Origin of the sequence: Aliiroseovarius sediminis (genome assembly GCF_022678485.1) — a bacterium.
In the GTDB taxonomy this organism is placed as follows: domain Bacteria; phylum Pseudomonadota; class Alphaproteobacteria; order Rhodobacterales; family Rhodobacteraceae; genus Aliiroseovarius; species Aliiroseovarius sediminis.
Genome location: NZ_JALBYP010000022.1, coordinates 60,108 through 84,575 on the forward strand (window position 1 = coordinate 60,108; position 24,468 = coordinate 84,575).

Consider the following 24,468-nt stretch of genomic DNA (forward strand, 5'->3'; position numbering starts at 1 on the left):
GCGCCGACCCTACGCCCATTCGGCACCCCGGTTTGTTTTCAGCCGTAGCTTGACACCGCCGAGCCCGCCAACGCGGCGGTATTCAACAACCCACGCACAGTGATCGAGGGCGTGACGATGTGTACCCGGTTGCCCATCCCCATCAGGACGGGACCAACCTCCAGCCCGCCGGCGACGGATTTCAGAATGTTGCGTGTGGCGCCTGCGGCATCGGTGTTTGCATATACCAACACGTTCGCCTTGCCCGTCAGCCGCCCACCAGGGAACAGTCGCTCGCGCAGATCGGGGTCAAGGGCGGCATCGGTGTGCATCTCGCCCTCGTACTCGAAATCCAGACCTTGCGCGTCCAGGATATCCAGCGCCCCGCGCATCACACGACCTGACGCGCTGTCCAGATTGCCAAATTGCGAACCCGAGCACATCGCGATCCGCGGCTCGACACCGAACCGGCGCACGTGGCGCGCGGCGGCAACGACGATTTCCGAAAGTTGCTGCGCATCAGGTGTAATGTTCACATGAGTATCCGCGATGAACAGCGGGCCTTGATCCATGATAACCAAGGACAGCGCACCAACCGGGTGCAGTTCGTCTTCGGCCAGCAGGTTCGTGGCATAGTTCAGGTGCCAGCGAAATTCACCGAACGTGCCGCACACCATGCTGTCAGCCTCGCCGCGCCGCACCATCACGGCCGCAATGGCCGTCGTGTTGGTGCGCATGACCGCCTTGGCCAAGTCGGGTGTGACACCCTTGCGCGCCAGAACCGCGTGATAGGTCTCCCAATAATCGCGATAGCGCTGGTCACTTTCCGGGTTCACCAGTTCGAAATCTTTGCCGGGCTTGATCTTCAAGCCCTCCCGCTCCAACCGTGCCTCGACGACCTCTGGCCGACCGATCAGGATCGGCGTGTCCACGCCATCTTCGACCATCGACTGGGCGGCGCGCAGCACACGTTCGTCTTCACCTTCGGAAAAAACAATCCGGCGCTTGGAGGCCCGTGCGGCGTCAAACACGCGGCGCATGATCGTATAGGACCGGAACACCTCGCCCTGAAGGCTGATTGCATATTCCTCAAGGTCAATTTTGCGCGTCGCAACGCCGGATTCGACAGCCGCCCGCGCCACCGCGGTCGCAATTGTCGGCAGCAGCCGCGGATCGAAGGGCTTGGGGATCAGATACTCTGGCCCAAAGGTCAAACGCTCGCCGCGATACGCCTCGCCCACTTCGGCCGAGGTGGTTTCACGCGCCAGCCCCGCAATCGCTTCGACGCAGGCCAGCTTCATCTCGTCATTGATCTCGGTCGCGCCGCTGTCCAGCGCACCACGGAAGATGAACGGAAAACACAGGACGTTATTGACCTGGTTGGCATAATCGGATCGCCCCGTTGCGATCAGCGCGCCGGGCGCAACCTCGCGTGCGTCCTCGGGCATGATCTCTGGCGTCGGGTTCGCCAGCGCGAAAATGATCGGGTCATCCGCCATCTTCTTGACCATGTCCTTGGTCAGAAGACCCGGCCCAGAGACACCAAGGAACAGGTCCGCACCGACCATCGCATCATCGGTGTTGCGCATATCGGTATCGCGCGCAAATTCCTGTTTCTGCGGGTTCAGATCGGTGCGGCCCGTGTGGACAACGCCCTTGCTGTCCAGCATGGTGATATGCTCTTTCTTGACGCCCATCACCATCAGCATTTTCAGACACGCAATGCCGGCAGCACCAGCGCCCAACGCGACAACCTTGATATCTTCGGCCTTCTTTTCCGCAACGATCAACGCGTTATAAGCCGCAGCAGACGCCACGATCGCCGTGCCGTGCTGGTCGTCGTGAAACACCGGAATGTTCATTTTCTGCTTGCACAGTTCCTCGACCAGAAAGCAGTCGGGGGCTTTGATATCCTCAAGGTTCACCGCGCCGAATGTGGGTTCCAGCTTGGCGACGATCTCGGCCAGCTTTTCGGGGTCGGTCTCGTCCACCTCGATGTCAAAACAGTCGATCCCGGCGAATTTCTTGAACAGAACCGCCTTGCCTTCCATCACGGGCTTGGAGGCCTGCGCGCCGATATCGCCCAACCCCAGAACCGCCGTCCCGTTCGAGATTACGGCAACCAGATTGCCCTTCGAGGTATAGCGCGCCGCATCAGCGGGGTTCTTTTCGATCTCAAGACAAGCCTCGGCCACGCCGGGGCTGTAAGCGTTTGACAGATCGCGCCCGGTGGCCATTGGCTTGGTCGCCCGGATTTCCAGTTTTCCGGGCTTCGGAAACTCGTGATAGTCCAGAGCTTCTTGACGCTTGTCGCCGCTTTTGTTGTCCAGTGCCATAGTCTGTTCCTCCTCCAAGGTGCGGGCCGTCAGGGCACCGCGTTCAGCATGTTGTGGGTTTGCGCCACGTGTTATCATGCCGATACTAACCACAAACGCTTGGATCATGTTGCCCAGAGATCCAATAAACGTCGCCGACTGCCCGGCGACCTTGAAAAATACTTAGAAATCAACCTCGATCGCGATACCCTTTTCGATGGCCAGATCGACAACCTTGGATGCAACCGCGAGGTCTTGCAGACCAACACCAGTGCCGTCGAACAGCGTCACTTCAGCGTCCGAACTGCGACCCGGATGGTCGCCGTTGATCACGGCTCCAATCTCGGCGATGTCTGCCTGTTTCAGCGATCCATCGGCAATCGCGTGCTGGCCTTCGCCAATGCTGATCGACTGCGCGATTTCGTCGGTGAACACGGTTGCGCGCGCGACCAAGGCGGCCTCGACCTCTTGCTTGCCTTTTGTGTCGGTGCCCATGCAGGCGATATGCGTGCCGGGTTTGACTTGCGCATCCTTCAGGATCGCCGCTTGGCTGGACACGATCGTCACGATCACATCCGCCTGCGCGCCCAGTTCATCAAGGCTGACGCTCTCAAACGGCAGACCCAGCTCGCCCGCGACTTTCTCAAGCGAGGCGAGTTTCTCGGGCGTCCGGTTCCACGCGACAACTTTCTCGAAATCACGCTGTTCCGCCACGGCTTGCAGCTGGAACGGGGCTTGGTGTCCTGCGCCGATCATGCCCAGAACCTTGCTGTCCTTGCGCGCCAGATGCGCGACCGAAACGGCGGCGGCGGCAGCCGTGCGCAGGGCGGTCAACAGATTACCCCCAACGACCGCGCGGCATTTGCCGGTGTCGGCATCAAACAGAAACACGGTCGATTGGTGGTTGGTCAGGCCCTTGTCGGCATTGCCGGGCCAGTAACCGCCCGATTTCAGACCAAGGTTCAGCGCCGCGCGATCAAACCCGGATTTGAACCCGTAAAGCGCATCGGCATGACCAATCGCTTCGCGGATCACCGGGAAGTTATAGGCCGAGCGCTTGGCCATGGACGCGAACACCTGTTCAACCGCGTCAAAGTTGTCTTTGCGCGTCACAAGGGCGGCGATTTCTTTCTCGGGGACGATAAACATATGGTTCTATCCTTTGAAAATTGATGGGACCGACGCCCCACCAGTTTCTTAAAGTCGGCTTAGTAAGCCTTGCCGCGCGCCGACACCGGCCAAACGGTTTCAACCTTGCCGCCCCGCACGCCCACATACCAATCATGCACGTTCGCGGTCGGGTCGCAGTGGCCCGGCACCAGCTTCAGCTTGTCGTTCACCTTCAACACACCTTTCGGATCGGCCACGACGCCGTGTTCGTCCGAGCATTTGATGTATTCCACATCGTCACGGCCATAGATAAACGGCAGGCCGCTATCGACCGACTGCGCCTTCAGGCCCGCATCGACGATGGCCTTGTCTTTCTTGGCGTGGCTCATCACCGAGGTCAGAATGAAAAACGCGTTTTCCCACTCGCCCGCGTCGATGCGGTTGCCGTCCTTGTCCAGAATACGCCCGTAATCGGCATCCATGAAGGCGTATGACCCGCACTGAAGCTCGTTATACACGCCTGAATTGGCTTCGAAATAATACGACCCTGTGCCGCCACCCGAGACCAGATCACATTCGATCCCTTCGCCTTTCAGACCTTCGATCGCATCCGTGACCTGATCAATTGCCGCTTGAAGCTTGGCCTCGCGGTCCTCGAAGCTGTCCATGTGCTGCATCGCGCCCTGATAGGCCTGAATGCCGCGGAAGGTCAGGTTGTCGGCGTCGCGCACGGCTTTGCCGATCTCGACAACCGCATCAGTCGTGGTCACACCGCAACGGCCCGCGCCGCAGTCGATTTCGATGAACACGCCAAGGTCGGTGCCGTGCTTTTTCGCGGCTTCCGACAGGTCGGCGACGTTCGCGACGTCATCGACACAAACGATCACTTCGCCGCCGCTGACCTTGGGCATTTGCGCCAGACGGTCGATCTTGGCCGGGTCGCGGACCTGGTTCGAGACCAGAATTTCCTTGATCCCGGCGCGGGCGAACACCTCGGCTTCCGACACTTTCTGACAGCAGACGCCAACCGCGCCGCCCAGTTCCATCTGCAGCTTCAGAACGTCCACGGATTTGTGCATTTTGCCGTGCGCGCGGTGGCGCATCCCGTGCGCTTTGGCATAGTCACCCATTTTCTTGACGTTACGCTCAAGCGCATCAAGATCCAGGATCAGACACGGCGTCTGGATGTCCGCTTCGTCCATGCCGGGCACGGCGGGCACGTCGAACCCCACCTCAAGCTTCGAAAAATCAGTCGGTGCATTCATTGTTCAGTCTCCCAATCAGGTGTTCAGCCACGGCAGTTTGTCCAGATCGACATTGCCGCCAGTGATGATGATGCCGACGCGCTTGCCTTTGAACGTGTCGGGGTTTTTCAGGATTGCGGCCAGAGGCACGGCGGAGGATGGCTCCATCACGATACGCAGGTGCTTCCAGGTGATTTTCATTGCCTCGATGATCTCGGGGTCGGACGCAGTATAGATGTCGGACACGTGGTTCGACACGAAATGCCACGTCAGATCCTTAAGCGGCACCAAAAGACCATCAGCGATGGTCTTGGGCGCGTCGTCGGCAATGATATGCCCCGCCTTGAAGCTGCGGCAAGCATCGTCCGCCTGCTCGGGCTCTGCCGCGATGATCTTGGTTTCCGGCGCAAGGTTTGACACGGTCAGGCAAGTGCCCGAAATCATGCCGCCGCCACCGATGGGGGCCACCACATAGTCCAGCCCATCCACCTGTTCGATCAGTTCTTTCGAACACGTCCCCTGCCCCGCAATCACCCGCGGGTCATTATAGGGATGCACGAAATCGCCACCGGTTTCGGCCTGCACCTTGGCGAATGTCTCTTCGCGCGATGTGGTCGACGGCTCGCATTCAGTGATCTTGCCCCCATAGCGACGCACGGTGTCCTTCTTGGCCTGCGGTGCTGTGTGCGGCATGACCACGTTGCACGGAATACCGCGCAACATGGCCGCATAGCTCAGGCACGACGCATGGTTGCCGCTGGAATGCGTCGCGACACCCTTCTTGGCCTGCTCCTCATCCAACCCGAACACCGCGTTCGAAGCACCGCGCACCTTGAACGCGCCCGGCTCTTGAAAGTTCTCGCATTTGAAAAACAGCTCAGCGCCGGTCAACTCGTTCAGGTAATCCGAGGTGCGGATCGGGGTGCGGCGGATATGCGGTTTGATCCGCTCATGCGCCTCAAGCATGTCTTCATAGGTCGGAATATACATGATCTCAGCACCCTTCCCGATTAAACAGCGTTGTTACGATAATATTCCTGCGCCGCGGCAACACCGGACCCCAGTTTGATATCCAGCCCCAGATCGACCATCACCATTTCAGCGGTCGCAATGCCCGACAGCGTCATGACATCGGTCAGGCTGCCCAGATGACCGATACGGAACACTTTGCCCGCGACCTCGCCCAGTCCGACACCGAAGGCGACGCCGTATTTGTCGGCGGCATGGGTGACGATATCGGTGGCGTTGAAGCCTTCGGGCGTGCGGATCGCGCTGACCGTATCCGATTGCACGTCTTTCGACACGGCGCACAACTCAAGCCCCCAAGCGTTCACGGCCTGACGCACACCCTCGGCAATACGGTGATGGCGGGTAAAGACATTTTCCAAACCTTCATCCAGCAGCATCTTAACAGATTCATTCAAGCCGTTCAGCAAACCGACAGCAGGCGTATAAGGATAGGCATTGTTCGCATAGCCATTGCCCATGTCACGCACGTCAAAGAAAGTGCGCGGCAGGGTCGCGGTTTCCAGCGCTGCCATGGCTTTCGGCGAGAAGCCGACGATGGCAAGACCGGCGGGCAGCATAAAGCCCTTCTGCGATCCGGTGACAGCGATATCAACGCCCCATTCGTCCATGCGGAAATCCATCGACGCGATCGAGCTGACGCCATCGACGAACAACATCGCCGGGTGGCCTGCGGCGTCCAGCGCCTTGCGCACGGCCGCAATGTTCGACCGAACACCGGTTGCGGTTTCGTTATGCGTGGCCAGCACAACCTTGATCTCGTGGTTGGTGTCGGCTTTCAGGATCTCTTCGTATTTATCGGCAGGCAGACCGGCCCCCCAAGGGGTTTCCACGATCTGCACGTCCAGACCGTGACGCTGGCACATATCAATCCAGCGGTGGCTGAACATGCCGTTGCGGGCCGCCAGAACCTTGTCACCAACGGAAAGCGTGTTGGTCAGCGCGGTCTCCCAACCACCCGTCCCGGTCGAGGGGAAGATGAAAATCTTGGCCGTTTCACTTTTCAAAACCTTCTTCACGCCGTCCAGTGCCGGATGCAAGATTTGTCCAAACAAAGGCGAACGGTGGTCCAAGGTCGGCATGTCGACAGCCTTGCGCAGGCTTTCGGGCATGTTGGTCGGACCGGGAATGAAAACGGGGTTCTGGAAGCTCATGATTCTGCCCTCCTATTGGCGGTTTCTACACACATTAACGATCTGGCCCATCGGCGGATATATTTTTGAAAAAGTGTTTCATTTTGGGCTAAATGATGATATTATCATTTTGTTTCAGTTGTTTGACTTTTTCACTCGTGAAATACTACTTTCAAATTTTTACTGAAGGTCTTTTTTGTTACGCTGGCAGGAAAAGAAAATGGAACCGACACAACGGCGCATGGGGCGCCCCAAGAAGTTTCAGGGCAAGGATACGCAGCCAACCATTCTGGCTGTTGATCGTGCACTGGATGTGCTGGACGCGTTGGCCCATGCCAACGGCATGACACTGTCGCAACTGGCCACGCGACTGGACCAGTCACCCGCCACGATGCACCGGGTTCTGGCGACCCTGCACGCCCGCGAAATTGTCGAGATTGATCAGCAAACGCAGGCCTGGCATATCGGGTCCGCGGCGTTTCGCATGGGGTCCGCCTTCCTGCGCCGCAGCAGTATCGTCGAACGCAGCCGCCCCGTCATGCGCGAATTGATGGAGGCGACCGGAGAGACCTCGAACCTTGGCATCGAACGTAATGGCGAGGTCATGTTCATCAGCCAGGTTGAAACAAACGAGTCCATCCGCGCCTTCTTCCCCCCCGGCACCTTGTCACCGATGCACGCATCCGGCATCGGCAAGGCGCTTTTGAGTTGTTATTCCGACCACCGCACAAGCCAGTATTTTCGCAGCGCCGAACTGACCGGGTTCACCGACAAGACGATCACCCAACCCCTTGCCTTGAAGGACGAACTTATCGGCATCCGCGAAAAAGGGTGGGCGTTTGATGACGAGGAAAAGGCCGAGGGAATGCGCTGCATTGCCGCCCCGATCAAAGACATCTATGGCGAAGCCATCGCGGGCATTTCGATTTCCGGCCCGACCCAACGCATTCCCGAAAGCGCGGTCGACCGGATCGGGACGCTGGTCGCGGATGCGGCAGCGCGTGTGTCACGCGGCCTTGGGTCGTCCTAAATCTTCGCGGCGTTCAAGGTCATGTGCCGGTTCACGTCCTTGTAAAGCAGGTAACGGAACGGACCCGGCCCGCCAGCATAACACGCCTGCGGGCAGAACGCGCGCAGCCACATATAGTCGCCCGCCTCGACCTCGACCCAATCTTGGTTCAGACGGTAAACCGCCTTGCCTTCCAAGACGTAAAGCCCGTGCTCCATCACATGAGTCTCTGCAAAGGGAATGACGCCGCCCGGCTGGAACGTAACAATGGTCACATGCATATCATGGCGCAGGTCGTTCGGATCAACGAAGCGGCTGGTTGCCCATGCCCCGTCCGTGTCGGGCATCGGCGTCGGCGTAACATCGTTTTCATTCGTCACAAACGCCTCGGGCGCATCCAGCCCATCAACCGCCTGATACTGCTTGCGAATCCAGTGAAAACGAACCGTCGCAGACCCGTTGTTGCGCAGGCTCCACTTGGACTGCGGCGGCAAAAACGCGAATCCGCCCTCGTCCATCTCATGCGCCGTGCCATCAATGGTCAGGGTCATGCCGCCTTCGACGACGAACAACACAGCCTCGACGCCCGCCTCGGTTTCGGGCCGATCACTGCCGCCGCCCGGCAGCACCTCGGCAATGTATTGCGAAAACGTCTCGGCAAAGCCTGACAGGGGCCGCGACAGCACCCAGAACCGTGCGTCGTCCCAGAACGGCAGAAGGCTGGTCACGATATCGCTATAGGTCCCCTTCGGAATAACCGCATAAGCTTCCGTGAACATCGCCCGATCTGTCAAAAGCTGGGTCTGAGGGGGCAATCCCCCCTGCGGTGCGTAATAGCTTGATTTTGTCATACCGGGGCCTTTGCAAAGGGTTATGTCGTTTGTCCGCCCCATGATGAAACGAATACACCGAATAATCTGCGCCTAATGTCCCTGAAGGATTATCAAAATAACTTTGAAAATGCGGGGCGGCTTCTGAAAATCCCCATTGCCGCTAGGCACGCGCCACCCCACGCATGACGCCAGAGGTCAACAAGAAATACCCGATCACTGGCCATGAAATTTGAAAGGCCTTTGGTCGACAATACCCCACACGTGCAACACAATGGCCAAAACGATACCGCAAGCAACGAAAGGCGCACACCATGGCCACCGAAGTATTGGAGCAAGTCTGGATCACCCTGTCAGATGGGTGCCGCGTTGGCGCGCGCATCTGGCTGCCTGACGGGGCACGTGACGCGCCCGTTCCGGCGGTTCTGGAATACATTCCCTATCGCAAACGCGATGGCACCCGCGTGCGCGATGAACCGATGCACGGCTATTTTGCCGAACATGGCTATGCCTCGGTGCGGGTCGATATGCGCGGGTCGGGCGATTCCGACGGTCACATGGCCGACGAATACCTGCCGCAAGAACAAGACGACGCGCTAGAGGTGCTGACATGGATCGCCGCGCAGGACTGGTGCACCGGCGATATCGGCATGATGGGCAAAAGCTGGGGCGGCTTCAATTGCCTGCAAATCGCCGCCCGCAGGCCGCCCGAACTTAAAGCCGTGATCCCGGTCTATTTCACCGATGATCGGTTCCGCGACGATATTCACTTCATGGGCGGCTGCCTTTTGAACGACAACCAGTGGTGGGGGTCGATCATGCAAGCCTACCAGGCCCGCCCGCTGGACCCAGAAATCGTTGGCGACCGCTGGCGCGAGGATTGGCTGAAACGTATCGACGACCTGCCCTTCTTCCCCGCGCTCTGGGCCGAACATCAACGCTATGACGACTATTGGAAGCACGGCTCGGTGCAAGAGGATTATTCAGACATCACCTGCCCCGTTCTGGCCTTCGGGGGCTGGGCGGACAGCTATACCAATTCCGTCCCGCGTATGCTGGAAAACCTCTCGGTCCCCTGTCGCGGCGTCATCGGGCCGTGGGGCCATGTCTATCCCCATGACGGCGTGCCCGGCCCCGCGATCGGCTGGCTGCAAGAGGCCGTGCGCTGGTGGGATCAATGGCTCAAGGGCATCGACACCGGTGTGATGAACGAACCCAAACTGCGCGCCTATGTGAACGACGCGCTCCTGCCCGACGGCAGCCGCCCCATGCAGCCCGGCCATTGGGTCGGCGAGGCGGAATGGCCATCAGACGAGGTCAAACCTCTGCCCCTTTGGCTGACCAAATCGGGGCTTGCAGACGCACCCGGCACCGGCGAGGTGTCGATCCGCTCGCCGCAAAGCCACGGCAAGGCGGCGGGTGAATGGATGTCTGCCGGCGTGCCGGGCGAAATGCCCACGGATCAACGCCTTGACGATGGCGGATCGCTGAATTTCGACACCGACACCCTGACAGAAGAGGTCGAGGTCTTGGGCCGCCCCCATCTTGACCTGACCCTGACATCAGACAGTCCGGTGGCGCAAATCGTCGTGCGCCTGTGTGACGTTCTGCCAAGCGGAGAGGTCTTGCGCGTCAGCTATCAGGTTCTGAACCTGACCCACCGCGACGGGCACGAACACCCCGAAGCGCTGGAACCCGGCACGCCCACCAAGGTCCGTGTCGCGCTGAACATGTGCGGCCACCGGTTCGCCAAGGGGCACAAGATCCGAGTGTCGGTCGGCACCGCCTATTGGCCGATCATCTGGCCCGCGCCCTATGCGGCGACCCTGTCGTTTGGGCTGGACGATGCTTGCCTGTCCCTGCCCCGCCGCGCAGGCGGTGACGTGCACGAAATGACCTTCCCCGACCCGGCACATGGGCCGCTCACGCCCATCACTCAGGTCGATCCCGGCTCGGTCTCGCGCACCAGTATGCAAGACCACCTGACGGGCGAAACGGTCTATATCACCGATGGCGTCGGTGGGGTGTTCGGCGAAGGCGTCCTGCGCTTTGACGACATCGGCACACAGATCGCCCATTCCCTGCGGCGCGAGCTTCGCATCCGTGACGATGACCCCCTGTCGGCCCGGTCGATCATCGACCAAAGCTATGACACCATCCGCGACGGCTGGAACATCCGCACTGAAACGCGGCTGGAACTGACCTCGACCGAGACCGAGTTCCATTACGACGGCATGTTGCGTGTCTTGGAAAACGGGGAAGAACTGCGCAAACGCACTTGGCACAAGACCGTCCCCCGCAACCTGATCTGACCCGGCATCAGTCCGGCGCCGGGGGCGTTATTCCCCCGCCGCCGGGCGAAGATGGCGCAGCAGAAAGTCGATCTGCCGCCGCACCACATAGGGGTTTCTGGGGAACGTAAAATGATCGTCGTTCGGAGTAATCAGCATCTCGAACGACTTTCCGGCGGCGATCAGCGCGGCAGCCAATTTTTGCGTCTGCGCCGGATGCACGTTGTCGTCCAGGTCGCCATGCCCCAGCAACAGCGCACCGCGCAGCCCCTTGGCCCGGCTGGCATTATCGGCGGCATCGTAATTCGTGCTGCCATCATCGTGTTGCACCAGCCGCCCCTGCCATTTTTCCGGCCAACAACTGTTGTAAAGCCGCGGGTCATGGCTGCCCGCCGTCGCGATTGCCGCGCACCACACATCGGGGTAATCCAGAACCGCCCGCGCCGCCGCATGTCCGCCCGCCGAATGGCCCATGATCGCCACCCGCGCCGGGTCAATTTCGGGATGCGCCGCGCAAAGATCAGTTAACGCCTTAGCGTGATCGTCCAGATGCCCCGGATTATCCAGCGCCCCGTGACAAAGATCATGCAGCGCCTTTTCGCGAAACGGCGTTCCGCGCCCGTCCAAAATCACAACGCCCATGCCAAGACGCACCAATGCACCGGCAAGCGCGACCTTGAAGAACTCGGACGCATCTGCGGGAAAGGGTGACAGCGTTTGTTCGATACATTGCGGGCCGGGATATATCATCTCGACCAACGGGACCGAGGCGGGGGCGTGATCACCTTCGGGCAACCACACTTGCGCGAAAATCTCGGTCTTGCCATCCGCCGCCGTCGTGCTGAACGTGGTGGGCCAGATCAGATCATTCGCGGTGCTTTGTGCCGCGTCCAGATCGGCCACACAGCTTCCGTCCCGCCGCCGCAATTGCGACACCGGCAGGCTGTCCTTGGGGGCAAAGGTATGCACGAAATACGCACAATCAGGCGACAGGGCCGAAGGCAGCGGCCCCAACATGCCTGCCCGCGCGACCAGATCGGCCCAGCCAACACCCTGCATCGCCACATCATTATCGCCAGCATCAGGCGTCAAAACCGTCACGCCACCACCATCCAGATCGGCACGGCACAGGCTGCGTTGATAAGGCGTCGCGTTCTCGGCAATTCCGCCCGTCAGGAAAAACACCTGGCGGTTCACCTCGTCCACCGCCAGAAGATCGCGCACGACCCAATCGCCCTGCGTGATCTGCGCCTTGATCGTGCCATCGTGCAAGTCGATCAGATAAAGATGCGCCCATCCATCGCGTTGCGAGAACCAGATCGCTTCATCGGTGCGGTCGAGGATATGGATATTCGGACGCCGCCCGTATTCCATGTTCACATCCACAAAATGGTCCGAGGTTTCGGTGATGATCTCGCGGGTGGCACCGGTGGCGCGGTCCATTTCCACCAGCGCGATCCGCTTTTCATACCGGTCATGGTCGACGAAGAAAACACGGGCACTGTCGGCGCTCCACCACGTTTCAGCTCGTTCGATCAGGCTGGTTTCGGTCACGTGAACCGGCCCGCCCTGTTGGCGCACAATGGTGCCTGTCTCGGTGTCGATCACCGCCTGATGCGCCATCGGCACCTCGGCATCGCCGGTAAACGCGATGCGCAGGTCGTGCAACACGGGGCGGCGGCTGCCATCATCGGGGACGTTCTGCACCATCGGCAAAGACCGCACCGCGCGTTCGTCCAGTTGATAGGTCAGAACATGCCGCCCATCCGGCGCCCATTGGGCAATCGGCGGTAGCGTGATCCCAAGCCGCGCGATCCGTATGGTTTCAAGGTTCTGATCAGGCGATTTGGCCCATTCAAAATGCGGTTCGGCGCTGTGGGTCAGCCGACGCTCGATGCCCGTCGCCACGTCGCGCACCCACAAATCGCCGGCACGCCGGAACAACGCCCGCATCCCATCGGGAGAGGTCGGAACATCCCCCGACACGCGCGGCAGGTCGCGCAAGACAAGCCCCTGTCCGTCAAAGTCATAGGCCCGTCCGTCCAGCCCGATCAGCCCGTCACGGTCCAACAGCTCGACCCGTGCCAAAGCGGTATCAGGGTCAGTCGTCACTGCAGACAGCGCGCGACGCAAGGCGGCGGTATCGAAAGCGACGCGCGTTTTGCCGGTTTCGGCATCAACCAACATAAACGCAATATCCGCACCCGTTTCACGCCGATACCAGAACCCGCGCGCATCGGGAAACCAATGCGGGTCAATCCGCAGGTTTGTAAAGCTGTTGCGCAGGTTCCAAGGCATAGCTGGGGCAATCGCCGCCCACATGGCGTCGGTCAATCCGGTCAAAGTGACCTCCTTTTTTATCCGGTGGGGGCGCCGTCTGGACCCAAGGGAAAATGGCAGGTAAAGCGGCGCCCCGCCTGGGTCGTCGATACCTCGGGGACGACCTCGCGGCATTTGTCGCGTACAAAGGGGCACCGGCCATGGAATTCACACCCCGACGGGCGGTCCAACAAGCTTGGCACTTCGCCCTCCAGCCGGATGCGCTGTTCGGCAGCATCGGCATCCGTGGTCGGGTTGGCTGACAGCAGCGCGGCGGTATACGGATGGCGCGGTTCGTCAAAAATACGTTGCGTGTCACCGATTTCGACCACACGCCCCAGATACATGATCGCCATATAGTCAGCGACGTGACGCACGATATTCAGGTTGTGCGTGATGACCAGAAGCGCCAAGTCCAGCTTTTCGCGCAGATCGTTCAAAAGGTTCAGAACCTCGCCCTGCACCGACACGTCCAGCCCGGCTGTCGGTTCATCCGCGATCACCAGCTTTGGCTTCAGCGCCAGCGCGCGCGCCACACCGACGCGCCGCGCTTGCCCGCCTGACAACTCGTGCGGGCGGCGATCCGCCATTGTGACCGGCAGACCGACCAAAGACAGCATCCGGTCAACCTCGGCGTCCGGGTCGTCGGGCATCATGTCGTGTATCTGAAACGGCTCAAGCAGCAGCGCGCGCACCGTGAACCGCGGGCTAAGCGAACTGACAGCGTCCTGAAAGATCATCGCCACCTCGCGGCGCAGTGCCTTGCGGTCGGACCCTGCAAGGTTCAGAACGTCGCGCCCGTCAAACGTCACGTCACCGCTGACGTCTTCGCCCAGACCGGCGATGGCGCGCGCAAGGGTCGTCTTGCCCGACCCGGATTCGCCCACCAGCGCCAAAGTCTGTCCTGCCTCAAGATCGAACGAGACGCCGGCAACAGCCTCAATATACTGTTTTGCCGAAAACAGACTGCCAAGGCCGCCGCCAACGGGAAAACGCGATACCAGATCGCGGACTGACAGAAGATCCGTCATTTCGTTACCTCCGGGTCACGCAGATGGCAGCGCACCATATCCGACCCGCCCGAGGTCACGATGCGCGGGTGGATGTCCGCGCAGGGCGCAAATGCTTTCGGGCAGCGCCCTTCGAACACGCAACCGGGCGGCAGGTTAATCAAACTGGGAAGCTCGCCCCCGATGGTGGGCAGATGTCGCGTGCGTTCGGCAATTTGCGCCGGGTCACAGGCGAACAGAAGTTCGGTATAGGGGTGCTGCGGCGCGTCGAAAACCGCACGCGTGGGGCCGCTTTCAACCATTTCACCCGCATACATGATATTGACCGACTGACACAGCTCGGCCACCACGCCAAGGTGGTGGGTGATGAAAATGATCGCGCAGCCGATTTCCTTTTGCAACTCGCGCAGCAGGTCGATGGTCGTCAGCTCAAGCGTGGCATCCAGCGCGGTGGTCGGCTCGTCCGCCACCAAGACGTCCGGTTCCGCCATCAAGGCCATTGCGATGGCCACCCGCTGCCGCATCCCGCCCGAGAATTCGAACGGATACCGGTCAAGCCGCGATTCCGGGTCAGGAATACGCACTTTTTCCAACATCTCGACCGCCCGGGCGCGCTTTTCGCGCTGGCTAGCCTTGCTGCGGAACTGGATGTCCGTCATCTGCCGCCCAATGGTCAGAACCGGGTTCAAAGACTTCATCGGGTCCTGAAACACCGCCGACATCCGGTCGCCCAAAACACCGCGCATCTGCTTTGGCCCCAGCGTCAGCAAGTCGGTATCGCCAAGCATGATCTGCCCGGATTCGATCACCGCAGCCGAACTTTGCAGCCCTAAAATGGTTTGCATCAGGGTCGTCTTGCCACACCCGGATTCGCCAACAAGCCCGACAATCTCGCCGCGTGGCACGATCAGGTCGATCTGGCGCAGGGCGCGCAGTTTGCCGCCCGGCACCTTGTAACTGACGTTCAGGTCGCGGACCTCAAGTGCGTTTTTCTCGCTCAATTTCCGCCTCCAAGTTTGGGGTCGAATGTGTCGCGCAACGCCTCGCCAAGGAAGGTGAAACCCAGCGTTGTGATGACGATCGGCAGACCGCCCGCAATCACCGGCCACGCGCTTTCACGGATATAGGAAAATCCGTCGAACAGAATGCTGCCCCATGACGGGGTCGGTGGACGAACGCCAAGGCCCAGAAAGCTCAGCCCGGCTTCAATACCGACGACGACGGGAATATCCATCGCGGCGACGATCAGGATGGGGCCGACAATGTTGGGCAAAACATGGCGCAGCATGATCCGCGCCTGCCCCGCGCCCAAAGCCTGTTCGGCGTCAATGAATTCAGCCCGCCGAATGGCCAGCGTTTGCGTACGCGCCATCCGCGCATAGGCCGGCGCGTTCACCAGAACGACAACCAGCAACACGGCATAAAGGCTCGGCCCCGTGACCGTGACCAGCATCAGGGCCAGCATGACGGTGGGAATGGATTTCATCGCGTCGAAGATCAGCAACATCACGTTGTCCAACCACCGCGGCCCATAGCCTGCGATCAGCCCTGCGGCCACACCGATGACCATGGCAATCACCGTCGCCCCGATTGAGACCGTCAGCGCAATCCGCGCCCCATAAAGAACGCGAGTAAACAGGTCGCGGCCAAGGTTATCGGTGCCCAACCAATGCTCGGAGCTGGCAGGTTGGAAACGCGCCAGCGGGTTCAGGGCAATCGGGTCCCACGATGTCATCCCCGCACACAGCGCCGCCAACACGGTCAGGGCGATCAGCACGACACCCAACATCCCCAATGGGTCGGAAATCAGACGGCCAAACGCGCCACGTCGCTTTGCCGGACGATCACCGGCCGGATCGGGCTTCGGGGCCGCCCCCGGGGTCGGACTATCAGCGGGAGAGGTCATGACGCACCTTTGGATTAAGCCATGCGACCAAAAGATCCGCCCCCAGATTGACAACCACAAAGAAGATCGTCGTCACAAGGACCGTTCCCGTCACAATGGGATAGTTGCGCGATATAATGGCATCATAGACAAGCTTGCCAATGCCGGGCCGCCCGAACACCACTTCGGCGAAGACGGCGCTGGACAACATCTGCCCGATACCTATGCCCAGCACAGTGATCATTGGCAAAACGGCGATGCGCAGGACGTAGTCATACATGATCCGGTTTTCCGACAGGCCAAAGGCGCGGGCGGTGCGGACATGCCCCTCGTTCATCTCTTCCAGGATCGAGGCACGCAGGATTCGCGCGATATACCCGATCCATGCCAGCCCCAGCGCAAGCGACGGAAGCACCAGCCGGTGCAACCGGTCCCAGAACCCCGTCCCCGCGCCGATGGCGGGAAACCAGCCAAGCTGGATCGAAAAGACAAGCAGCAGGTAAATCGCGATCACGAACGCAGGCACGGACATCACCGACACCGACAGAACCGAACTGATCCGGTCGATGATCCCACCGCGATAGCGCGCCGACAGGATGCCAAGGATCACACCGGGCACCAACGCAACCAGAACCGACCCCAGCACAAGGTAAAGCGTGTCGGGGAACTGGGACAGGACGGTGTTCAACACCGGCTCGCCGCTGATCGCGTCGCGCCCCAGATCCCCCTGCAACAGCGATACGAAGAAGTTGTAAAGCTGCGTCGCCAGCGATTGATCCAGACCCATCCGCGCGCGGAACTCGGCAATCAGCTCGGGGTTGGCGCGCGGCCCCAGCGCGACCCGGGCGGGATCACCCGGAATCGCATAGGTCAGCAGGAACAGCGCGATGACCACAAGGATCACCACCAAAACCGACAACAGCAGTCGTTTCAGAAAATAAAGGGCCATGACAGGCTCGTGTCCTTCCGGGCATCAGCCCTGTTTTGGGCTGAACTCATAGAACACCGGCTCGCCATCGGGGCGCAGTGCGGTCTGGACCTTGTCGCTGTTCAGAACACCCACGGGCACAAAATTCAGGAACACGAAATCACCCGATTCCTCCATCAGATCCTGCATCCGCTTATACATGCCGTCGCGCTTTTCGGTGTCGATCTCGATCTGCGCGGCCTCTTGCAGCTCTCCGAATTCAGCATTGTCAAAGCCCTGCCAGTTCCAGATACCGATTTGCTGCGGCGTGAACCACATGGTCGCCCAGCTGGGATCGGGCTGCATGGAAAAGCGCATCAGGAACAGTTGCAGATCAAGATATTGATCACCCTCGTCCTTGCTGCCAAGGCTCCAGAACGTGCCGCTTTCATACTGGTTGATGGTCACTTGAATGCCGACCTCGGCCAGATTGGCCTGAATGACCTGCGCAGCGGCAAGGTTTTCCGCCGTCTGCTGGATCGAGATCGTCAAGTTGAGGCTGTTGGCCATCCCCGCCTCTTCCAGCAGACGCTTGGATTCTTCGACGTCGCGATCATAAAGGTTGGCCTCGCGGCTGCCGATCAGGGCCGGGGCGATAATGCCCGCGGCCGGCACAGCCCCGCCAAGCGACGACGCATCAACAACCGTCTTGCGATCCACCGCCAACTGAATGGCCCGGCGCACATTTTTGTCCGCCAACTGGTCGTTCAATTCGTTGATGCCCATCCAGTAGTAGTTCAGACCCTCGAATTTGTTGAACTCGGCCCCGGCGGGCAGGTTCGCTTCGTAACGCGGGATCGACGACACACTGATTTCCGAGAAATCAAGATCGCCCGCCTCAAAGCCAAGCTCGGCGGTCTTGGGGTCTTCGATCGGGATCAGGTGAAGCTCTTCATAAGGCGCGTCGGTCAGCGTCCAATCCGGGTTCCGCTCAAGGATCAAACGGGTCTTGGGCTGCCAGTCCTTGATCCGGTAAGGGCCGGAAAAACACGGCGGCTGAACCGAGAACCGGCCCCCCGCATCTTCGATTGCAGCTTTCGGAAGGATCACACCGCTGACCCCCGGAAGGGTCGTCGTCAGCAGCGGCGCGAAGGGCTGCGTCAGCACGATGACGCCGGTGTATTTACCGGTCACTTCCACATGATCTAGCGTCGCCCAATCTTCCATATAGGGTGAATTCAGCTCGGGGTTGGCGATGCGCTCGAACGAGTATTTTGCGTCTTCCGCCGTCATTTCACCATAATCGCCGGAATACATAATGCCTTCGTGCAGTTCGAAGGCGATATGGGTGTCGTCGATGAATTCATACGACTTCATCGCAGACGGCTGCGCCTCGAAAACGTCCGAGTTGGTGTCATACATCAGCGAATGTGCAAACAGGCAGCGAATGACCATCGCATCAACGGCCGACGTCCAGAACGCTGGGTCCAAGCTGGAAATATCCGCGTATACCCGCGCGGTCAGGATGCTGCCCTCGACCATGCTGTCAGCAATCGCGCTTGATGCAAATGGCAAGCCACCAAGCCCCGCCATCGCACCCAATGTTGCGCCTGAACCGATAAAGCTACGCCGTGAAAGACCGTTGGTTTTGGTTGTCTTGCGTGTCATGAGTTTGCCGCTTCCTGTCAAAATTTCGTTCCTCTGCAAGTGCAGAAATCCGTTGTCATTAAGCCCAAGGTTTCACTTATCCACCCGAGTTTCAACCGCTTTACCCTAGGTAATCATGCTTGCATCGGTCTTTTATAACAAGCCGAACACGGCTTTGACGCACGATACAAGGCGCTTCCGCGCCTCAAATGTTAGCGCCAAACAACGCAGAACTTGCGCGGCGGCGCAGCATGTTTTACCACCGCAGCGCGGCATCTGGGGTTTTCGCACCGCCCAAAGCCGTCATATCCAACATATCGCCAGCGGCCCAGACCGGCCCGCCGCTTGGGCGCCAATAACAAAAAAAGAAGGACAGAACCGTGAACAGCATTGATGAAAAACTCCAGCCCATCCTCAGCACCGTCCTTCACCGAAACTCCGGCGAGGCTGAATTTCATCAGGCCGCTCGCGAAGTGCTGGAAAGCCTTGGCCGCGTGGTTTCCAAGCATCCCGAATATTTCGACGAAGCCCTGATCGAACGCATCTGCGAACCCGAACGCCAGATCATCTTTCGCGTGCCGTGGATCGACGATAACAATCAGGTGCAGATCAACCGTGGCTTCCGGGTGCAGTTCAACTCGGCCCTTGGTCCCTATAAGGGCGGGATACGCTTTCACCCCTCGGTCAATGTGGGCATCATCAAGTTTCTGGGGTTTGAGCAAACCTTCAAGAACGCCCTGACCGGCCTGCCCATCGGTGGCGGCAAGGGTGGGTCGGATTTCGACCCCAAAGGCAAATCTGATCGTGAAATCATGCGCTTCTGCCAGTCGTTCATGATCGAGTTGCACCGCCATATCGGCGAATATGTCGATGTGCCCGCTGGTGATATCGGCGTTGGCGCACGTGAAATCGGCTATATGTTCGGCATGTATAAACGCCTCAACAACCGGTTCGAAGCGGGCGTTCTGACCGGCAAGGGTCTGGTCTATGGCGGCTCGCGCGCCCGGAAAGAGGCGACAGGCTTTGGCACCGTCTACTTCGTGCGCTCCATGCTCGCCCAAAGCGGCACCGATTTCGACGGCAAGCGTTGCGTCGTGTCAGGGTCCGGCAATGTCGCGATCTATGCAATGGAGAAGGTGCAGGAATTCGGTGGACGCGTCGTCGCGTGCTCTGATTCCAGCGGCTATATCTTGGACGAAGACGGCATCGACCTTGAACTGGTGAAACAGATCAAAGAGGTCAACCGCGGCCGCATCGCCGATTACGTCGAACTGAAGCGCGGCAATAGCAAGTTCGTCAAAGGCGGCTCGATCTGGGATGTGCCTTGCGAAATCGCCCTGCCCTGCGCGACTCAGAACGAACTGAACGGCGCCAACGCCAAGACGCTGATCAAGAACGGCGTGATCGCGGTGGCCGAAGGCGCCAATATGCCCTGCACCCCCGAAGCGGTGCAGTTGTTCCAAAAAGCAGGCGTCCTGTTTGCACCCGGCAAGGCCGCGAACGCGGGCGGGGTGGCGACCTCGGCGCTGGAAATGCAGCAAAACGCCAGCCGCGACAGTTGGAGCTTTGCCAAAACCGAAAGCCGGCTGGAAGAGATCATGACCAACATTCACGACGCCTGCCACAACACCGCCGAAGAATACGGCGCGCCGGGCGATTACGTGCTGGGCGCGAATATTGCAGGCTTCGTGCGCGTGGCAGATGCGATGCACGCAATGGGCGTAATCTGATCTGAATTGGCGTGGCGCGCCTTCTGGCGTGTCACATCACCCCGACAGGATCAGCGTCGCGACCGAGAAATAAAGCAAAACCCCCACCCCGTCGGAAATGGTCGTAACCAACGGGCCGCTGGCGGTGGCGGGGTCTAGCCGCAGACGGCTCAGAACAAAGGGCAGCGACATACCCACCAAACTGCCCACAATCACCACGCAGAACATCGTCAACCCGACAACCAGCGCCACATCCGGCCCACCACGCCACGCGCCAAGCGGCAGCACCACCAGCGCCATCGTCGCCCCAAGCGCAGCGGCGACCACCAGTTCGCGCAGGATAAGATTACGCCAGTCCGACAGTGCCACATCCCCCGTCGCCAACGCTCGCACCATCAAGGTGGCCGATTGCGACCCGGCATTGCCGCTGCTGTCGATCAAAAGCGGCAGGAAAAAAACCAGCGACACATAGGCCAGGATCATCTCCTCGAAATAGGCGATACCCGCACCGGAAAACAGGTTGCCAAACACCAAAAGCGCCAGCCAGACGATACGCTTGGAATACAAAACACCGACTCCCACCGCCCGCAGGCTTTCCGTAAACGGCAACACGGTCGAAATCCTTTGGAAATCCTCGGTCGTTTCCGCCTGCATCGCGTCGGTTGCGTCATCATGGGTGACGATCCCAACCAGCCGATTGTCGGCGTCCACCACCGGAACCGCCAACAGGTCATAGCGCGCGATGGTCTTCGCCACGTCCTCCTGCCCCATATCGGGGGTGACGGCGATGGGGGTCTTCTCCATCATTTCGGCAATCGGGTGGTCCTCGTCCAGCAAGATAAGTTCATGCAACCGCACCGACCCGATCAGCCGCCCGGCCTTATCCAGAATGTACGAGCGGTAAATCGTCTCCGACCCAGGCGCGGCGCGGCGCAGCGCGGCAATCGCCTGGCCCCCGGTCATCCCCGCGCTCAGCGTCGCGAAGTTTGATGTCATAAGCGCCCCCGCTGTCCCCTCGTCATAGGTGGACAGGTGGCGGATATCGGCGCGGTCGTCGCTTTCCAGATGCGGCTCCAGCGCCTGTTGTTCTTCAACCGTCAGCACATTGAACAGATCAACCCGGTCGTCGGCATCCATTGCGGAAATTATCTCGACCAATTCGGGGCGCGATGCCGCGCGTGCCAGATCGGCCTGCACGTCCAGCGGCAGGCTGGCAAAGACCTTAACTCTCCGGGACACCTCGACATCCGACAGGTATTGCCATGCGCCCTCGCGCGGCAACTGGTCCAGCCAGCTTGCCACATCCATCGGATGCGCGGACACTATGAAGGCGGTGATGGTGTCCGCGCCTGCGCCATGGGGCGGCGGCATCATGGTCGGCTGCGTGGCAGTTGTCGTCATGGTGTTGCCTCTTTACTGATTCACACGGGCGGGCCGGACAGGCGGAACAGACCCTAGCGGTCGTAACGCGCAGCGGTCAGACCATCGAACGAGATTTCGGGCGTCTTGCCCAGAACGACATCCGCCACTGCACGGCCCGACCCGCAGGCCATCGTCCAGCCCAAGGTGCCGTGGCCGGTGTTGACAAACAGGTTTTCGTACCGGGTCGGCCCCAGAACCGGCGTGCCGTCGGGTGTCATCGGGCGCAGACCTGTCCAACCCTCGGCACGGGACAGATCACCACCCTTGGGAAACAGATCGCCGATCACGTGCTTTACCGTATCGGTGGCATGGGGGCCAAGCCGGTCGGAATAGCCCGCAATCTCGGCGGTGCCCGCCACGCGAATACGATCGCCCAGCCGCGTAATCGCGACCTTGTGCGTTTCATCCATGATCGTTGATTGCGGGGCGAAGCCGTCGTCCACCACCGGCAAAGTGACCGAATATCCCTTGACCGGATAGACTGGCAGCTTGATCCCAATCGGGTTCAGAACACCCACCGCATAACTTCCCATCGCACAGACATACGCATCGCCCGTCACCCGCCCGGCAATTTCGGTGTCCACCCCCGCGACTTTGCCATTTTCAATCGCGATGGCCTTGATGGTCTGACCGTAAAGAAACTCGACCCCCATCTCGACGCATTTTTCGGTCAGCGCCATTGTGAACATACGGCAATCACCCGTGCGGTCCGCGGTCAGGCGCAACCCACCCACGAACTTCTCGCGCACCTGCGCAAGCGCCGGTTCGGTGGCAATGCAGCCGTCACGATCCAGCACCTCATAGGGCGACGCGTATTCATCCAGAATGTCCTGATCGGCCTTTGACGCCGCCACCTGTTTTTCCGTGCGAAACAATTGCAGCGTGCCTTGCGCGCGGCCCTCATACTCGATGCCGGTTTCCGCGATCAAATCCGGCATAACATCGCGCGAATAGCTTGAAATCCGCACCATTCGCCCCTTGTTCACGCGATAGCTTTCGTCGTTGCAGTTGCCCAGCATCTGCGCGCACCATTTCCACATGGTCGGGCTGATCAGGGGCCAGATGAACAGCGGGCGGCGCTTCATGAACATCCATTTCACGGCCTTCATCGGAATACCCGGCGCGGCCCAAGGCGAGGTCATGCCATAGCTTAACTGCCCCGCATTGGCATAGCTGGTTTCCAGCCCCGGCCCCGCCTGTCGATCAATCACGACTACCTCGGCGCCCTGCTTGGCAAGGTAATACGCGGTGGTCACACCAATGACGCCCGCCCCCATGACAACAACTTTCATAGCCGAAGCCCCCATGTGTGTTTGACGTAAGATGCGCCGCCAATCGGCGACACGCAAGGGGGCTGGTCGGCGGTATCACTTGATCTTGCCGGGCGGATTCGGCGCCTCGCCTTCCGGGATGTCACCGCGGGTCTGGCTCTGGGCAACACGTTTCATCCGATCAGCTTCTTTCAAGGGTAAGCAAGATCCATTTTCGTAGCGACTCGACATTATTGTAGTTACATTTTCGAGGCGCTATTGATCGTCTCATGACACAGGCCGACACCGTCATACTGCTCGTCACCCGGATCGCGCGGATCAAGGCTGGCGAAAGTTGGGGCAATGACCTGAACCCCGCGCAACAGGCGGCGCGGGATTATATTGGCCACGCCAACCAGCTTTCCCGCGCACCATCCCATGCGGCACCCCTTCCGCCACACGACACCCTGCAAATCTGCCATGAACAGGAACCCACATGACCACCCCCGACCTTCGCGCCACCATCACCGGGCTGTTCACCGGCCAGATCAAGCAGCACTGGCCCGGCAAAGCCCCGTCAGCCATTCACAAAATCCGCGCGGGTGGCCCGGTGTCGGTTGGGCCCCTTGGCTTCGATGGCGATGCCCAAGCCGACCTGACCGTGCATGGCGGCGCCGAGAAAGCCGTGCACCACTATGCCACCGATCACTATGCCTTCTGGCAATCCAAGGGGATGATACCCCCCGGCACCCAACCCGCCGCCTTTGGCGAGAATATCGCGACCTTCGGCATGGATGAAACCACGCTTTGCATCGGGGACATCCTGACTGCTGGCACCGCCATTCTGCAAATCAGCCAAGGGCGGCAGCCCTGTTGGAAACTGAACGCCCATACCCACCAAGACACGATGGCCGCTTGGTTCCAGAAAACCGGGTGGACGGGGTGGTATTACCGGGTGCTACAGCCGGGGGTCATCACCCAAGGCGATCAGATCACCCTGTCAGACCGTCCCTGCCCCGGCTGGACCGTCGCGCGCGTGACCCAAGCGCGCCTGACCCGGCAGATCACAACCGATGACGCAGCACAGCTTGCCGACCTGCCCGAATTGGCCCCCGGCTGGCGCGCCGCGTTTGCCAAAATGGCTCGCGGTGACAGGGCCGAGGATACAAGCGCCCGGCTGGGCCAGACCTGATCGGGCACCAATCCGGCGCCAGAATTTTTAATCATTCGCCGTATTGACATTTCTGACAAAATTACTCAGCTTTATCCCAACCTATCACAAAGGCACACGGATCAGGCAACGCGTCATGACACAACCCAACCATCAGCCCGTCCCAGACGCCCCCCGGACACCACTCACACGTCCGCCCGCGCGCCCAGCA

At 60.1% G+C, this 24,468-nt stretch carries 19 protein-coding genes; 5 read left to right on the forward strand and 14 right to left on the reverse strand.

What is annotated here, in order from left to right:
• Positions 1-38: 38 nt before the first annotated feature.
• From MN186_RS04785 to bhcA, 5 genes are all read right to left on the reverse strand, one after another.
• Complete coding sequence (locus MN186_RS04785; RefSeq protein ID WP_242113001.1) at positions 39-2,315, reverse strand: NADP-dependent malic enzyme; 2,277 nt, start codon at positions 2,313-2,315, stop codon at positions 39-41.
• A 162-nt stretch (positions 2,316-2,477) separates the two neighbouring features.
• Positions 2,478-3,443, reverse strand: a complete 966-nt coding sequence (bhcD, locus tag MN186_RS04790) for an iminosuccinate reductase BhcD (protein ID WP_242113003.1) — start codon at positions 3,441-3,443, stop codon at positions 2,478-2,480.
• Positions 3,444-3,502: 59 nt separating this feature from the next.
• A complete protein-coding gene (gene bhcC / locus MN186_RS04795; protein WP_242113011.1) occupies positions 3,503-4,669 on the reverse strand; it encodes a 3-hydroxy-D-aspartate aldolase BhcC in 1,167 nt (388 codons plus the stop codon).
• Between the two features lie 15 nt (positions 4,670-4,684).
• Positions 4,685-5,638 carry a beta-hydroxyaspartate dehydratase BhcB gene (bhcB, locus tag MN186_RS04800; protein ID WP_242113013.1) on the reverse strand — a complete coding sequence of 318 codons (954 nt, stop codon included), beginning with the start codon at positions 5,636-5,638 and terminating at the stop codon, positions 4,685-4,687.
• 20 nt (positions 5,639-5,658) lie between these two features.
• Positions 5,659-6,828 carry an L-aspartate--glyoxylate aminotransferase BhcA gene (bhcA, locus tag MN186_RS04805; protein WP_242113015.1) on the reverse strand — a complete coding sequence of 390 codons (1,170 nt, stop codon included), beginning with the start codon at positions 6,826-6,828 and terminating at the stop codon, positions 5,659-5,661.
• A gap of 199 nt (positions 6,829-7,027) precedes the next feature.
• On the opposite strand from bhcA, the gene bhcR reads away from it, so the two are divergent.
• Entirely contained in the window at positions 7,028-7,837 is an 810-nt protein-coding gene (gene bhcR, locus MN186_RS04810) for an HTH-type transcriptional regulator BhcR (protein WP_242113022.1), read from the forward strand.
• On the opposite strand, the gene MN186_RS04815 is transcribed toward bhcR, so the two are convergent.
• Positions 7,834-8,667 carry a bifunctional allantoicase/(S)-ureidoglycine aminohydrolase gene (locus MN186_RS04815; protein ID WP_242113030.1) on the reverse strand — a complete coding sequence of 278 codons (834 nt, stop codon included), beginning with the start codon at positions 8,665-8,667 and terminating at the stop codon, positions 7,834-7,836. The two genes, bhcR and MN186_RS04815, sit on opposite strands and share 4 nt — an antisense overlap.
• Positions 8,668-8,960: 293 nt before the next feature.
• On the opposite strand from MN186_RS04815, the gene MN186_RS04820 reads away from it, so the two are divergent.
• Positions 8,961-10,958 carry a CocE/NonD family hydrolase gene (locus tag MN186_RS04820; RefSeq protein WP_242113032.1) on the forward strand — a complete coding sequence of 666 codons (1,998 nt, stop codon included), beginning with the start codon at positions 8,961-8,963 and terminating at the stop codon, positions 10,956-10,958.
• 27 nt (positions 10,959-10,985) lie between these two features.
• On the opposite strand, the gene MN186_RS04825 is transcribed toward MN186_RS04820, so the two are convergent.
• Genes MN186_RS04825 through MN186_RS04850 form a run of 6 tightly spaced genes read right to left on the reverse strand, consistent with a single transcriptional unit; the run spans position 10,986 to position 18,726 of the window.
• On the reverse strand, positions 10,986-13,280 hold the full coding sequence (locus MN186_RS04825; protein WP_242113040.1) for a S9 family peptidase: 2,295 nt from the start codon (positions 13,278-13,280) through the stop codon (positions 10,986-10,988).
• A 14-nt stretch (positions 13,281-13,294) separates the two neighbouring features.
• Positions 13,295-14,287: an ABC transporter ATP-binding protein gene (locus MN186_RS04830; RefSeq protein WP_242113042.1), complete on the reverse strand. Its 993-nt coding sequence runs from the start codon at positions 14,285-14,287 to the stop codon at positions 13,295-13,297.
• Entirely contained in the window at positions 14,284-15,267 is a 984-nt protein-coding gene (locus tag MN186_RS04835) for an ABC transporter ATP-binding protein (protein ID WP_242113052.1), read from the reverse strand. The genes MN186_RS04830 and MN186_RS04835 overlap by 4 nt, the downstream gene beginning before the upstream one ends.
• Positions 15,264-16,172 (reverse strand): ABC transporter permease, encoded by a 909-nt coding sequence (locus tag MN186_RS04840; protein WP_242113073.1) that lies wholly within the window; start codon positions 16,170-16,172, stop codon positions 15,264-15,266. The genes MN186_RS04835 and MN186_RS04840 overlap by 4 nt, the downstream gene beginning before the upstream one ends.
• A complete protein-coding gene (locus MN186_RS04845) occupies positions 16,156-17,100 on the reverse strand; it encodes an ABC transporter permease (protein WP_242113075.1) in 945 nt (314 codons plus the stop codon). Before MN186_RS04845 ends, MN186_RS04840 begins: the two co-directional genes overlap by 17 nt.
• A gap of 24 nt (positions 17,101-17,124) precedes the next feature.
• A complete protein-coding gene (locus MN186_RS04850; protein ID WP_242113079.1) occupies positions 17,125-18,726 on the reverse strand; it encodes an ABC transporter substrate-binding protein in 1,602 nt (533 codons plus the stop codon).
• Between the two features lie 359 nt (positions 18,727-19,085).
• On the opposite strand from MN186_RS04850, the gene gdhA reads away from it, so the two are divergent.
• A complete protein-coding gene (gene gdhA / locus MN186_RS04855; protein WP_338024982.1) occupies positions 19,086-20,435 on the forward strand; it encodes an NADP-specific glutamate dehydrogenase in 1,350 nt (449 codons plus the stop codon).
• A gap of 36 nt (positions 20,436-20,471) precedes the next feature.
• Here gdhA and mgtE read toward each other — a convergent pair whose 3' ends face one another.
• Positions 20,472-21,815, reverse strand: a complete 1,344-nt coding sequence (gene mgtE / locus MN186_RS04860) for a magnesium transporter (protein WP_242113088.1) — start codon at positions 21,813-21,815, stop codon at positions 20,472-20,474.
• A 53-nt stretch (positions 21,816-21,868) separates the two neighbouring features.
• On the reverse strand, positions 21,869-23,128 hold the full coding sequence (locus tag MN186_RS04865; RefSeq protein ID WP_242113094.1) for a D-amino acid dehydrogenase: 1,260 nt from the start codon (positions 23,126-23,128) through the stop codon (positions 21,869-21,871).
• Positions 23,129-23,376: 248 nt separating this feature from the next.
• On the opposite strand from MN186_RS04865, the gene MN186_RS04870 reads away from it, so the two are divergent.
• Positions 23,377-23,586, forward strand: a complete 210-nt coding sequence (locus tag MN186_RS04870) for a hypothetical protein (RefSeq protein ID WP_242113096.1) — start codon at positions 23,377-23,379, stop codon at positions 23,584-23,586.
• Complete coding sequence (locus MN186_RS04875) at positions 23,583-24,278, forward strand: MOSC domain-containing protein (protein ID WP_242113099.1); 696 nt, start codon at positions 23,583-23,585, stop codon at positions 24,276-24,278. The genes MN186_RS04870 and MN186_RS04875 overlap by 4 nt, the downstream gene beginning before the upstream one ends.
• The last annotated feature ends 190 nt before the right edge of the window (positions 24,279-24,468 follow it).

Excerpts from the sequence above, each read along its gene's own strand:
- bhcA (WP_242113015.1), bottom strand. The coding sequence starts at position 6,828 with ATGAGCTTCCAGAACCCCGTTTTCATTCCCGGTCCGACCAACATGCCC.
- MN186_RS04830 (WP_242113042.1), bottom strand. The coding sequence starts at position 14,287 with ATGACGGATCTTCTGTCAGTCCGCGATCTGGTATCGCGTTTTCCCGTT.
- MN186_RS04870 (WP_242113096.1), top strand. The coding sequence starts at position 23,377 with ATGACACAGGCCGACACCGTCATACTGCTCGTCACCCGGATCGCGCGG.
- MN186_RS04845 (WP_242113075.1), bottom strand. The coding sequence starts at position 17,100 with ATGGCCCTTTATTTTCTGAAACGACTGCTGTTGTCGGTTTTGGTGGTG.
- MN186_RS04875 (WP_242113099.1), top strand. The coding sequence starts at position 23,583 with ATGACCACCCCCGACCTTCGCGCCACCATCACCGGGCTGTTCACCGGC.
- MN186_RS04785 (WP_242113001.1), bottom strand. The coding sequence starts at position 2,315 with ATGGCACTGGACAACAAAAGCGGCGACAAGCGTCAAGAAGCTCTGGAC.
- bhcB (WP_242113013.1), bottom strand. The coding sequence starts at position 5,638 with ATGTATATTCCGACCTATGAAGACATGCTTGAGGCGCATGAGCGGATC.
- MN186_RS04840 (WP_242113073.1), bottom strand. The coding sequence starts at position 16,172 with ATGACCTCTCCCGCTGATAGTCCGACCCCGGGGGCGGCCCCGAAGCCC.
- MN186_RS04865 (WP_242113094.1), bottom strand. The coding sequence starts at position 23,128 with ATGAAAGTTGTTGTCATGGGGGCGGGCGTCATTGGTGTGACCACCGCG.
- bhcD (WP_242113003.1), bottom strand. The coding sequence starts at position 3,443 with ATGTTTATCGTCCCCGAGAAAGAAATCGCCGCCCTTGTGACGCGCAAA.
- MN186_RS04820 (WP_242113032.1), top strand. The coding sequence starts at position 8,961 with ATGGCCACCGAAGTATTGGAGCAAGTCTGGATCACCCTGTCAGATGGG.
- MN186_RS04850 (WP_242113079.1), bottom strand. The coding sequence starts at position 18,726 with ATGACACGCAAGACAACCAAAACCAACGGTCTTTCACGGCGTAGCTTT.
- mgtE (WP_242113088.1), bottom strand. The coding sequence starts at position 21,815 with ATGACGACAACTGCCACGCAGCCGACCATGATGCCGCCGCCCCATGGC.
- MN186_RS04815 (WP_242113030.1), bottom strand. The coding sequence starts at position 8,667 with ATGACAAAATCAAGCTATTACGCACCGCAGGGGGGATTGCCCCCTCAG.
- bhcR (WP_242113022.1), top strand. The coding sequence starts at position 7,028 with ATGGAACCGACACAACGGCGCATGGGGCGCCCCAAGAAGTTTCAGGGC.
- bhcC (WP_242113011.1), bottom strand. The coding sequence starts at position 4,669 with ATGAATGCACCGACTGATTTTTCGAAGCTTGAGGTGGGGTTCGACGTG.